The 12,476-nt window shown below is 67.5% G+C and carries 9 protein-coding genes; all 9 read left to right on the top strand.

The window, feature by feature from the left end; translation table 11 throughout:
• Nucleotides 1–303: 303 nt before the first annotated feature.
• The 9 genes from ACM0M4_RS26840 to pmrB all read left to right on the top strand — a co-directional run bounded on the left by ACM0M4_RS26840 (nucleotide 304) and on the right by pmrB (nucleotide 12,476).
• Nucleotides 304–1,986 carry a lactate permease LctP family transporter gene (locus tag ACM0M4_RS26840; RefSeq protein ID WP_003163444.1) on the top strand — a complete coding sequence of 561 codons (1,683 nt, stop codon included), beginning with the start codon at nucleotides 304–306 and terminating at the stop codon, nucleotides 1,984–1,986.
• 154 nt (nucleotides 1,987–2,140) lie between these two features.
• Nucleotides 2,141–3,286, top strand: a complete 1,146-nt coding sequence (lldD, locus tag ACM0M4_RS26845; protein ID WP_003100494.1) for an FMN-dependent L-lactate dehydrogenase LldD — start codon at nucleotides 2,141–2,143, stop codon at nucleotides 3,284–3,286.
• 66 nt (nucleotides 3,287–3,352) lie between these two features.
• A complete protein-coding gene (locus tag ACM0M4_RS26850; protein ID WP_023129130.1) occupies nucleotides 3,353–6,169 on the top strand; it encodes an FAD-binding and (Fe-S)-binding domain-containing protein in 2,817 nt (938 codons plus the stop codon).
• 183 nt (nucleotides 6,170–6,352) lie between these two features.
• Nucleotides 6,353–7,369, top strand: a complete 1,017-nt coding sequence (locus ACM0M4_RS26855; RefSeq protein WP_023129131.1) for an IS110-like element ISPa11 family transposase — start codon at nucleotides 6,353–6,355, stop codon at nucleotides 7,367–7,369.
• 499 nt (nucleotides 7,370–7,868) lie between these two features.
• Entirely contained in the window at nucleotides 7,869–8,351 is a 483-nt protein-coding gene (gene speD, locus ACM0M4_RS26860; RefSeq protein WP_003095236.1) for an adenosylmethionine decarboxylase, read from the top strand.
• The gene (locus tag ACM0M4_RS26865) at nucleotides 8,351–9,478 is read left to right on the top strand and encodes a fused MFS/spermidine synthase (RefSeq protein ID WP_023129132.1); all 1,128 of its coding nucleotides are present in this window, start codon (nucleotides 8,351–8,353) and stop codon (nucleotides 9,476–9,478) included. The genes speD and ACM0M4_RS26865 overlap by 1 nt, the downstream gene beginning before the upstream one ends.
• A 2-nt stretch (nucleotides 9,479–9,480) precedes the next feature.
• Nucleotides 9,481–10,341, top strand: coding sequence for a hypothetical protein (locus ACM0M4_RS26870; RefSeq protein ID WP_003102235.1), 861 nt, complete (start codon nucleotides 9,481–9,483; stop codon nucleotides 10,339–10,341).
• Nucleotides 10,342–10,353: 12 nt separating this feature from the next.
• A complete protein-coding gene (gene pmrA / locus ACM0M4_RS26875; protein WP_003095244.1) occupies nucleotides 10,354–11,019 on the top strand; it encodes a two-component system response regulator PrmA in 666 nt (221 codons plus the stop codon).
• A gap of 23 nt (nucleotides 11,020–11,042) precedes the next feature.
• A complete protein-coding gene (pmrB, locus tag ACM0M4_RS26880; protein ID WP_023129133.1) occupies nucleotides 11,043–12,476 on the top strand; it encodes a two-component system sensor histidine kinase PmrB in 1,434 nt (477 codons plus the stop codon).

The raw sequence follows: 12,476 nt of genomic DNA on the forward strand, positions 1-12,476 counted from the left end.
CGTCGCAAAGCCTCTGCCATGCGCCCAGCGCGAAAAAGAGAGGAAGCGTACCGAGCCGCTCCCCGCACCACAAGCGAGGCGCCACGAGCCCCGCACGAGCATCCTTAGACAAAAGTCGTAGACGGGCAAATTGACACGCCGAACGCTCGACTCTTAACCTGAGCGCTCGCTTTTGTAAATTGGTCTTACCAATTATGCGAGCTTTGCCAGGTTCGGCTGCCCAGCGCCCTTGCACACACAGGTCTTGGCGCGTATCCGATCTGGTCACAGGCAAACCCAACAACAATTAGGGAGCCAACCCCCATGCAAGCCTGGCAACAACTCTATACCCCCCTGGGCAGTCTCGGCCTGTCGGCCGCCGCGGCCGTCATCCCGATCGTGTTCTTCTTCCTCGCCCTGGCGGTATTCCGCCTCAAGGGCCACATCGCCGGCAGCATCACCCTGGCGCTGGCCATCGCGGTGGCCATCTTCGCCTTCCACATGCCCGCCGACATGGCCTTCGCCGCCGCCGGCTACGGCTTCCTCTACGGTCTCTGGCCGATCGCCTGGATCATCGTCGCCGCGGTCTTCCTCTACAAACTGACGGTGAAGAGCGGCCAGTTCGAGGTGATCCGCAGCTCGGTGCTGTCGATTACCGGCGACCAGCGCCTGCAGGTACTGCTGATCGGCTTCTCCTTCGGCGCCTTCCTCGAAGGCGCCGCCGGTTTCGGCGCGCCGGTGGCGATCACCGCCGCCCTGCTCGTCGGCCTCGGCTTCAATCCGCTCTACGCCGCCGGCCTGTGCCTGATCGCCAACACTGCGCCGGTGGCCTTCGGCGCACTGGGCATCCCGATCATCGTCGCCGGCCAGGTGACCGGCATCGACGCCTTCAAGATCGGCGCCATGACCGGCCGCCAACTGCCGTTCCTGTCGATCCTGGTACCGTTCTGGCTGGTGTTCATGATGGACGGCTGGCGCGGCATCCGCGAAACCTGGCCGGCCGCCATCGTCGCCGGCGGCAGCTTCGCCATCACCCAGTACCTGACGTCCAACTTCATCGGCCCGGAGTTGCCGGACATCACCTCGGCACTGGTCAGCCTGGTCTCCCTGACCCTGTTCCTCAAGGTCTGGCAGCCGCAGGGCGCCAGCGAAGCGCTCGCCGCAGGCGGCGGCGCGGCCGTGGCCGGTGGCGGCTTCGGCGGGCAACGCAGCGTCGAACCGTCCGCCTACAGCTTCGGCGAGATCCTCAAGGCCTGGTCGCCGTTCCTGGTGCTCACCGTACTGGTGACCATCTGGACCCTGAAACCTTTCAAGGCCCTGTTCGCCCCGGGCGGCGAGCTCTACTGGCTGGTGTTCAACTTCGCCATCCCGCACCTCGACCAACTGGTGGTCAAGGGCGCACCGATCGCCACCAGCGCCACGCCGATCGCCGCGGTATTCAAGTTCGACCCGATCTCCGCCACCGGCACGGCGATCTTCCTCTCGGCGTTGGTATCGATGCTCATCCTGCGCATTGGAACGAAAATTGGTATTACCACTTTCAAGGAAGTCCTGGTGGAGCTGAAGTGGCCGATCCTGTCCATCGGCATGGTCCTGGCCTTCGCCTTCGTCACCAACTACTCGGGCATGTCCACCACCCTGGCCCTGGTCCTGGCCGGTACCGGCGCGGCGTTCCCGTTCTTCTCGCCGTTCCTCGGCTGGCTGGGGGTATTCCTGACCGGTTCGGATACGTCCTCCAACGCCCTGTTCAGCTCCCTGCAGTCGACCACCGCGCACCAGATCGGGGTCAGCGACACCCTGCTGGTGGCCGCCAATACCAGCGGCGGCGTGACCGGCAAGATGATCTCCCCGCAATCCATCGCCGTGGCCTGCGCCGCGACCGGGATGGTCGGCAAGGAATCCGACCTGTTCCGCTTCACCCTGAAGCACAGCCTGATCTTCGCCGCGCTGGTCGGACTGATCACCCTGGCCCAGGCATACCTATTCACCGGCATGCTGGTGCACTGACCGCGCCCTGATCGGCCGCGCGTCGGCGATACTGCGCAGGAAATGGCCCGGGGAGGCTCGCCTACGATCGTAGGCCCGGCTCCCTTGGCCATTTCCGCCGTGTCCCGCTCCACTGCGCTCGATGCAAAACCTTTCGACACAACGGAAGAGCCCAATGATCATTTCCGCTTCCACCGACTACCGCGCCGCCGCCCAACGCAAGCTGCCGCCGTTCCTCTTCCACTACATCGACGGCGGCGCCTACGCCGAGTACACCCTGCGCCGCAACGTCGAGGACCTGTCGGCCATCGCCCTGCGTCAGCGGGTGCTGAAGAACATGTCCGAGCTGAGCCTGGAAACCCGCCTGTTCGACGAGACCCTGGCGATGCCGGTGGCGCTCGCCCCGGTCGGTCTCACCGGCATGTACGCCCGCCGCGGCGAGGTCCAGGCGGCGCGCGCGGCGGCGGCGAAGGGCGTGCCCTTCACCCTGTCGACGGTATCGGTGTGCCCGATCGAGGAGGTCGCCCCGGCCATCGACCGGCCGATGTGGTTCCAGCTCTACGTGCTGAAGGACCGCGGCTTCATGCGCAACGCCCTGGAGCGGGCCAAGGCCGCCGGCGTCACCACCCTGGTGTTCACCGTCGACATGCCGGTCCCCGGCGCCCGCTACCGCGACGCCCATTCCGGCATGAGCGGCCCCTACGCCGCGCCGCGCCGCATCCTGCAAGCCATGACCCACCCGGCCTGGGCCTGGGACGTCGGCCTGCTGGGCAAGCCCCACGACCTCGGCAACATTTCCGCCTACCGCGGCAACCCGACCGGACTGGAGGACTACATCGGCTGGCTGGGCGCCAACTTCGACCCGTCGATTTCCTGGAAGGACCTGGAGTGGATCCGCGAGTTCTGGGACGGCCCGATGGTGATCAAGGGCATCCTCGACCCCGAGGATGCCAGGGATGCGGTGAAGTTCGGCGCCGACGGCATCGTCGTCTCCAACCACGGCGGCCGCCAGCTCGACGGCGTGCTGTCCAGCGCCCGCGCGCTGCCGGCGATAGCCGATGCGGTGAAGGGCGAACTGGCGATCCTTGCCGACTCCGGCATCCGCACCGGTCTCGACGTGGTGCGGATGATCGCCCTCGGCGCCGACAGCGTGCTGCTCGGCCGCGCCTTCGTCTACGCCCTGGCCGCCGCCGGCGAGGCCGGGGTGCGCAACCTGCTCGAACTGATCGAAAAGGAAATGCGCGTGGCCATGGTCCTCACCGGGGCCAAGTCGATCGGCGAGATCAGCGCCGACTCGCTGGTCCGCGAACTGGGCGCCTGAGACGCCCACCAGAAAAGCCTGAAAACGCCCGGGGCGTGACCGTCGTCCCAGGGCCGAGGAAAGCCGATGAGCCTGCCGATTCCCTTTCTCGAGACCGTCGAGCGGCTGATACCGCGCGAACGCCGCTTCGACGACCCGCTGTCGACCCTGGCCTTCGGCACCGACGCCAGTTTCTACCGGTTGATTCCCAAGCTGGTGCTGCGCGTCGAAAGCGAGGACGAGGTCGCCGCGATCCTATCCGCCGCCTACCGCGAGCAGGTCCCGGTGACCTTCCGCGCCGCCGGCACCAGCCTCTCCGGCCAGGCCATCAGCGACTCGGTGCTGCTCGTCCTCGGCGACAACTGGAACGGCCGGGAAATCCGCGCCGACGGCGCGCAGATCCGCCTGCAGCCGGGTGTCATCGGCGCCCAGGCGAACGCCTGGCTGGCGCCGTTCGGCCGCAAGATCGGTCCCGACCCGGCCTCGATCAACGCCTGCAAGATCGGCGGCATCGTCGCCAACAACGCCAGCGGCATGTGCTGCGGCACCGCGCAGAACAGCTACCACACCCTCGCCGGCCTGCGCCTGCTGCTGGCCGACGGCACCCGTCTGGACAGCGAGGACCCGGCCAGCGTCGCGGCCTTCCGCGCCAGCCACGGCGAGCTGCTGGAACGGCTCGCCGAACTCGGCCGCGAGACCCGCGCCAACGCCGAACTGGCCGCGAAGATCCGCCACAAGTACCGGCTGAAGAACACCACCGGCCTGTCGCTGAACGCGCTGGTCGACTACGACGAGCCGCTGGACATCCTCACCCACCTGATGGTCGGCTCCGAGGGCACCCTCGGCTTCATCAGCGCGGTGACCTACGACACCGTCCCGGAACACCCGCACAAGGCCTCGGCGCTGCTGGTTTTCCCCACGGTGGAAACCTGCTGCACGGCGGTCGCGGTGCTCAAGCGCCAGCCGGTCTCGGCGGTGGAACTGCTCGATCGGCGCAGCCTGCGCTCGGTTGAGAACATGCAGGGCATGCCGGAATGGGTGAAGAGTCTTTCCGCCGGTGCCTGCGCCCTGCTCATCGAGTCCCGCGCGGCGAGCCGCACGCTGCTGCACGAACAGCTCGGGCGGATCATGGCCTCCATCGCCGAATATCCGCTGGAGAAGCAGGTCGACTTCAGCGAAGACCCGGCGGTCTACAACCAGCTCTGGCGCATCCGCAAGGACACCTTCCCGGCTGTCGGCGCGGTGCGCGAGACCGGCACCACGGTGATTATCGAGGACGTCACCTTCCCCGTCGAACGACTGGCCGAGGGAGTCAACCGCCTGATCGAGCTGTTCGACAAGCACCGCTACGATGAGGCGATCCTCTTCGGCCACGCGCTGGAGGGCAACCTGCACTTCGTCTTCACCCAGGGCTTCGACTCGCCCGAGCAGATCGCCCGCTACTCGGCGTTCATGGACGACGTGGCGCACCTGGTGGCGGTGGAGTACGGCGGCTCGCTGAAGGCCGAGCATGGCACCGGGCGCAACATGGCGCCGTTCGTCGAGCTGGAGTGGGGCGAGGACGCCTATCGCTTGATGTGGCAGCTCAAGCGCCTGCTCGACCCGCGCGGCATCCTCAACCCGGGTGTGGTCCTCAGCGACGACCCGCAGAGCCACCTGAAGAACCTCAAGCCGCTGCCGGCTGCCGACGAGATCGTCGACAAGTGCATCGAGTGCGGTTTCTGCGAACCAGTCTGCCCGTCGCGCGGACTGACCCTCACGCCACGCCAGCGCATCGTCCTGTGGCGCGACATCCAGGCGAAGAAGCGCGCCGGCGTCGACACCACGGCGCTGGAGCGCGACTACCGCTACCAGGGCATCGACACCTGCGCCGCCACCGGCCTATGCGCCCAGCGCTGTCCTGTGAACATCAACACCGGCGAGCTGATCCGCAAGCTGCGCGGCGCCGACGCCCGCCACGCCGAAGGCGCCACCTGGCTGGCGCGCAACTTTGCCGGAGCCATGCGTGCTGCGCGCTTCGCCCTGCTCGCTGCCGACGGCGCCCGGCGCCTGCTTGGCGCGCCCCTGCTGGCCAGGGCCAGCCGCGGCCTCAGCCAGGCCAGCGGCGGCCGCGTGCCGCAATGGACGCCGGCGCTGCCGCAGCCGGTACGCCTGGCGCCGCCGACCGCCCCGCTCGACGACGAGCGGCCGAGGGTGGTCTATCTCGCCGCCTGCGTCTCGCGTGCCATGGGCCCGGCCTTCGGCGACGAAGAGCGCGAGCCGCTGCTGGACAAGACCCGCCGTCTACTGGAAAAGGCCGGCTACCAGGTGGTGTTCCCGGATAACCTGGACAACCTCTGCTGCGGCCAGCCGTTCGCGTCCAAGGGGTATGCGAAGCAGGCCGACGACAAGCGCGACGAGCTGCTCGCCGCCCTGCTCCAGGCCAGCCGCGGCGGCCTCGACCCGATCTACTGCGACACCAGTCCCTGCACCCTGCGCCTGGTCCAGGGTCTGGACGATCCGCGGCTGCAGATCCACGACCCGGTGAAATTCATCCGCAGTCACCTGCTCGATCGCCTGGAGTTCATCCCGCAGGACAAACCGGTAGCGGTGCACGTCACCTGCAGCACCCAGCACCTCGGCGAGAGCCAGGCGCTGATCGACCTGGTCGGCCGCTGCACCCGCGAGGTGGTGATCCCGGAAGGCATTCACTGCTGCGGCTTCGCCGGCGACAAAGGCTTCACCACGCCGGAACTGAACGCTCACTCCCTGCGCAGCCTGAAGGATGCCGTGCAGTTCTGCGAGGAAGGCGTATCCACCAGCCGTACCTGCGAGATCGGCCTCAGCGAGCACGGCGGGATCGACTACCGCGGGGTGGTCTACCTGGTGGACCGGGTGACGCAGGCGAAGGGCGCGCCTCGGTAGGGCGAATAACCACTCGCGGTTATCCGCCGGGCCATGCTCCGCAGAAGCGGCGGATAGCGCCGCTGGCGCTATTCGCCCTACCTCACGACTCCCACCGGTAGGGCAATGAAATGGACTCCTCCCTCCTACGGCGTCAAGCGCCAGACTAATGGTGCAGCCACAAGTCCCGGAGGGGGAGTCAGCATGAACCTTAGTCGCATTGGTCTGGATCTGGCAAAACAAGTATTCCAGGTGCACGGCGTTGATCGTCACGAGCATGTGGTATGTCGTCGCCAACTCAAGCGGGCACAGGTGCGGGATTTCTTTCGCCAACTGCCGCCGTGCCTGGTGGCGATGGAGGCCTGCGGCAGTGCGCACTACTGGGCGCGCGAGTTGCGGGAGCTGGGCCACACGGTACGCCTGATCGCACCGCAGTTCGTAAAACCCTACGTCAAGGGTGACAAGCACGATGCACACGACGCCGAGGCGATCTGCGAGGCCGCCAGTCGTCCGAGCATGCGCTATGTCCCGGTGAAGAGCGCAGAGCAGCAGGCCGTGCAGTCGATGCATCGGGTGCGCAGTCGTCTAGTGCGGGCCCGCACGGCGTTGTGCAATGAGGTGCGTGGCTTGCTGGGTGAGTTCGGGCTGATCGCGACTCGACGTGGGCGAGCGGCGACGATGGCCTTGCTCGAAACGGTCATGGCTACCGAGCCGGCGCCCTTGCCGGCCCCGATGGGCGAGCTGTTGCGTGAATTGAAAGATGAATTGCAGACGCTGGAGGCGCGCATCGCTCGACTGGAGCGACAGATTCAGGCTCACGTACGTGGCGATGCCCGCATCCAGCGCCTGCTGGCGGTGGAAGGCATCGGCCCGATCAGAGCCAGCGCGGTGGCGGCATCCGCCGGTGATGCACGGCAATTCCGCACGGGCCGCCAGTTTGCGGCCTGGCTGGGCCTGGTGCCACGGCAGCACTCCACGGGCGGGCAGCAGCGCTTGGGCAACATCAGCAAGCGCGGCGATACCTACTTGCGGACCTTGCTCATCCATGGCGCCCGTGCAGTCGTGCGCTGTTGCGCCAACAAGACCGATGCCCGCAGCCGCTGGCTGCAAGGTCTGCTGCAACGGCGTCCTGCCAATGTCGTCGCCGTTGCCCTGGCCAACAAGAATGCCCGGATCCTTTGGGCCTTACTCAGCCGGGAGACATGCTACCGGCCCGGTTGAGCGTTCCTGCCACACCGTAGTTGAAACATCCACCACGATTGCTCAGTGAATGACAATGATGACGAACCGGTCGAACCGGCCTGCATGAAACCTGGTTTATACGTGGGCTCCCTGCTGCAGTGAAGCAAAGCCGTTAGGGCGATCAGGCATGTAGGCGCGCATTTCATCAGGGCTCGGGAGTTGCAACACCACTCCATGAAGCCGGATATACGGATGCAGTCGTACACAGGTTTGAAATCAAGACAAACACTGGCAAACCGGGAGGAGTCCATATACGAATAACCGCTCGCGGTTATCCGCCGGGCCATGCTCCGCAGAAGCGGCGGATAGCGCCGCTGGCGCTATTCGCCCTACGTCAGGCGAAATGGCTGCTCCGGCGTCGTCGGCCCGCGCTGGGTCGGGCAAAAAATCCGTCGTTAAGCACCTCTTAAGTCAGCCGCGCCTATCGTGCCTTCCACCGCGAGGACATCCCTCGCCGAAACGGAAGCAGGAGGCCTTCATGGCAATTCAACCGTTGCGACTCGATCCGATCACCGTGCTCGGCAAGCAACTGGTCATCGAGCTGTTCGACTGCGTCGACCAGCGCTTCGACGATATCCAGTGGATCGAGGAAAGCATGCTCGAGGCCGCCCGCCAGGCCAACGCCACCATCATCACCTCGGCGTTCCACAAGTTCAGCCCGATCGGCATCTCCGGCGTGGTGGTGATCGCCGAATCGCACCTGGCGATCCATACCTGGCCGGAGTACGGCTATGCCGCGGTCGACGTGTTCACCTGCGGCGACGTGCTCGATGGCGCCCAGGCCGTGCGCGTGCTCAGCGAACGCCTGGGCAGCCGTCGGCACCTGATCTCGAGCATGGACCGCGGCCTCGGCGGCCATCGCCTGGGGCTGCTCAGCCGCAGCCTGGCCGGCAATGGCCCGGTCGACGAAGACAGCCCGACCCTGCGCTGGGCGCTGGGCCAGGGCACGGGGGTGGCCTGATGGATACGCCGATCGAACGCGCCCCGCTGGCTCCCGACCTGAGCCAGGCCCGTTACGCCGTCGACCTCACCGGCCTGGTGCCGGCGGAGGTCGCCGCCGGGCTGCCGCCGCTGCCGCCGAACCACTTCTATTTCTATCCGCCGGACCCGCTGCTGGAAGGCGACGGCGCGATCACCGCGATCGAGGACAGCGACCCCTTCGACCAGTACGTCTACCGCCTGCGCCGGGTGCTCTACCAGGGCCGCACGCGCTGGCAGAACGTGCTGATCGCCGACACCTACAACTACGACCGCGTGTTGATGCTCGACGGCGCGATCCAGAGCGCCGAGAGCGACGAGTCGCTGTACCACGAGCTGCTGGTGCAGCCGGCCATGCTCGCCCACGACGAGCCGCGCGACGTACTGATCATCGGCGGCGGCGAAGGCGCCACCCTGCGCGAGGTGCTGTCCCATGCCAGCGTGCGGCGGGCGGTGATGGTCGATCTCGACCGGGAGCTGGTGGAACTGTGTCGCGAACACCTGTTCCAGTGGCACCAGGGCGCCTTCGACGACCCACGCTGCGAACTGCTCGCCGAGGACGGCCGGGCCTATCTCGAGCGCGACCCGTCGCTCTATGACGTGGTCATCATCGACGTCGTCGACATGCTCGACAACGGCCCGGCCCAGTCTCTCTATACCCGCCAGTTCTACGAGCTGCTGCATTCGCGCCTGCGACCGGGCGGGGTGGTCGCGGTGCAGGGGCTGGAGTTCTCCCACAGCGACGACAAGCCCCACGCGGCCCTCGCCCGCACCCTGCGCAGTGTCTTCTCCCAGGTCCACAGCTACCGCGCCACGGTGCCCTCGTTCCTCTCCTCCTGGGGCTTCCTGCTGGCTTCCGACTGGCTCGACGCGAACCACTGGCAGGCCGAGGACATCGACCGACGCATCGAACGCAAGCTCGGCCCGCTGTGGCTCGACCACCTCGACGGCGACTACCTCAAGGCCTGCTTCGTGATGGACCGGGAAACCCGCTTCCTGCTCGCCCAGCCGGGACCGGTACTGGAAGACGGCGTACCCTTCGTCGCACCGCCGGATATCGAGGAGATCGAGTTCGGCCCGGCACAATTGCCGGCCCTGGCGAGGACCTGAAGATGTCCGCCGCTCCCCTGGCCAGCGTACCGCTGGCCGTCAACGGCGCGCCCTGCCTGCTGCACCGGGTACGCTTCCGCTCCGCCGCGGACGGCGGCGGCCTGCCGCTGCTGGCCACCCTGCGCGATCCGCAGCCGGCGCTGGCCGTCCTGGCGCAACGCATCGAGCTGAGCGAAGACGCGGAACTGCCGGAGACCGCCGTCGACGACGAGCTGCTGGTGATCTTCGCCAACGCCGGGCTACAGACCGGGCACGCCTGGCGCCAGCGCCTGGAAGCCTGGATGGCCGCCGGCGAGGACGAGCGCCAGCCGACCCTGGAAGCGCCCTCGTTCGGCGAGCGGGTGCTGTGGCGCCCCGGCCGCGCGCTGGTCATCGGCAACCCCGAGCGCTGCCGGGAGCTGCTCGAAGGCCTGGCCGTCTTCGCCTGGCACGAAGGTCACCTGCGCCGCCTGGAAGGCGAGACCGCGGCGGCCTGGGAACCGGCCCAGGCCGATGTCGAACTGACCCAGCTACCGCGCCGTGCCGCCCTGCGGCGCCAGGAACATGTGAACCGGCAGGTGCGACGCACTACACTCTGGCGCATGGCCTATGCCCGCCTGGAGTCGCACCTGGAGAAGCCGCCGCTGCAACTGAACGGCGCTGTGCGCCGGCTCTACAACGAACTGGCCATGCAGGCCGAAGTGCACGATCGCCTGGCGACCCTGGACGACCGCATCGAAGTGCTGCAGGACCTCTACGAACTGGCCGCCGACCGCCTCGGCGAATACCGCTACTTCCGGGGCGAACTGCGGGTCGAATGGCTGATCGTCGCCATCCTCCTGCTGGAGGCCGGCCTGAGCCTGTGGGAATTGTGGAATCACTGAAACGAGGCTGCCATGAGAATACTGCTGGCCGAGGACGACCTGCTGCTCGGCGACGGCATCCGCGCCGGGCTGCGCCTGGAAGGCGATACCGTGGAATGGGTGACCGACGGCGTGGCCGCGGAGAACGCGCTGGTCACCGACGAGTTCGACCTGCTGGTGCTCGACATCGGACTGCCGCGCCGCAGCGGCCTGGACATCCTGCGTAACCTGCGCCACCAGGGCCGGCTCACCCCGGTGCTGCTGCTCACCGCGCGGGACAAGGTGGCCGACCGGGTCGCCGGGCTCGACAGCGGTGCCGACGACTACCTGACCAAGCCCTTCGATCTCGACGAACTGCAGGCACGGGTGCGCGCCCTGACCCGCCGCACCACCGGTCGCGCCCTGCCGCAACTGGTGCACGGCGAGCTGCGCCTGGACCCGGCGACCCACCAGGTGACCCTGTCCGGGCAGGCGGTGGAACTGGCGCCGCGCGAATACGCACTGCTGCGCCTGCTGCTGGAGAACAGCGGCAAGGTGCTCTCGCGCAACCAACTGGAGCAGAGCCTCTACGGCTGGAGCGGCGACGTCGAGAGCAACGCCATCGAAGTCCACGTCCACCACCTGCGGCGCAAGCTCGGCAACCAGTTGATCCGCACCGTCCGCGGCATCGGCTACGGCATCGACCAGCCGGCGCCCTGAAAACCGCCTACCGGAGTCCTCCGATGCCGCGTACCGCCGTCCCCTCCGTCCGCCGGCGCCTGCTGGTCAACCTGCTGGTCGGCTTCGTGCTGTGCTGGCTGAGCGTGGCGGCGCTGACCTACCACCTCTCGCTGAAGCAGGTGAACCGCCTGTTCGACGACGACATGGTGGACTTCGGCGAAGCCGCCCTGCGCCTGCTCGACCTTGCCACCGAAGACCAGGCCGGCGAGAACGGCTCCATCACCGAGATCATCGAACGCAGCCGCGAAGCGATCCAGGGTCTGCCCCTGCTGCGCCGCGAAAGCGCCCTCGGCTACGCCCTGTGGCGCGACGGCCAGCCGCTGCTGTCGAGCCTCAACCTGCCGCCGGAGATCACGGCCCAGGGCCCCGGCTTCAGCACCGTGGAAGCCCAGGGCACCCACTGGCGGGTGCTCCAGCTGAATATCGACGGCTTCCAGATCTGGATCAGCGAAAACCTGATCTACCGCCAGCACACCATGAACCTGCTGCTGTTCTACTCGCTGTTCCCACTGCTGCTGGCGCTACCGTTGCTCGGCGGCCTGGTCTGGTTCGGCGTTGCCCGCGGCCTGGCGCCGCTACGCGAAGTGCAGGCCGAGGTCCAGCAGCGCTCCGCGCGACACCTGCAGCCGATCGCCGTGGAAGCGGTGCCGCTGGAGATCCGCGGCCTCATCGACGAACTCAACCTCCTGCTGGAGCGTCTGCGCACCGCCCTCGAGGCCGAACGCCGACTGACCAGCGACGCCGCCCATGAAATCCGCACGCCACTGGCCAGCCTGCGCACCCATGCCCAGGTCGCGCTGCGTTCGGAAGACCCCAAGGCCCACGCCCGCGGCCTGCTGCAAGTCAGTCGCAGCGTCGAGCGGATCAGCACCTTGATGGAGCAGATCCTGCTCCTCGCCCGCCTCGACGGCGACGCCCTGCTGGAGCAATTCCACCCGGTCAACCTCGCCACCCTGGCCGAAGACGTACTCTCCGAACTGGCGCGCCAGGCCATCGACAAGGACATCGAGCTGTCGTTGCGCCAGGAGACCGTGCACGTGATGGGCATCGACCTGTGGCTGAAGGCGATGGTCGGCAACCTGGTGGGCAACGCCCTGCGCTACACACCGGCCGGGGGCCAGGTCGAGATCCGCGTCGAGAATCGCGCCCAGCACGCCGTGCTGCGGGTGCGCGACAACGGCCCCGGGGTCGCCCTGGAAGAGCAGCAGGCGATCTTCACCCGCTTCTACCGCAGCCCCGCCACCAGCAGCGGCGAGGGCAGCGGCCTGGGCCTGCCGATCGTCAAGCGCATCGTCGAACTGCACTTCGGCAGTATCGGCCTGGGCAAGGGACTGGAGGGCAAAGGTCTGGAAGTGCAGGTGTTCCTGCCGAAGACCCAGCCGGACGCGACGCGGCCGCCGGCCAGAGGTCCGGACAGCGGGCGGTCACATATCTGA

Source organism: Pseudomonas sp. 18-147, assembly GCF_051048045.1.
In the GTDB taxonomy this organism is placed as follows: domain Bacteria; phylum Pseudomonadota; class Gammaproteobacteria; order Pseudomonadales; family Pseudomonadaceae; genus Pseudomonas; species Pseudomonas aeruginosa.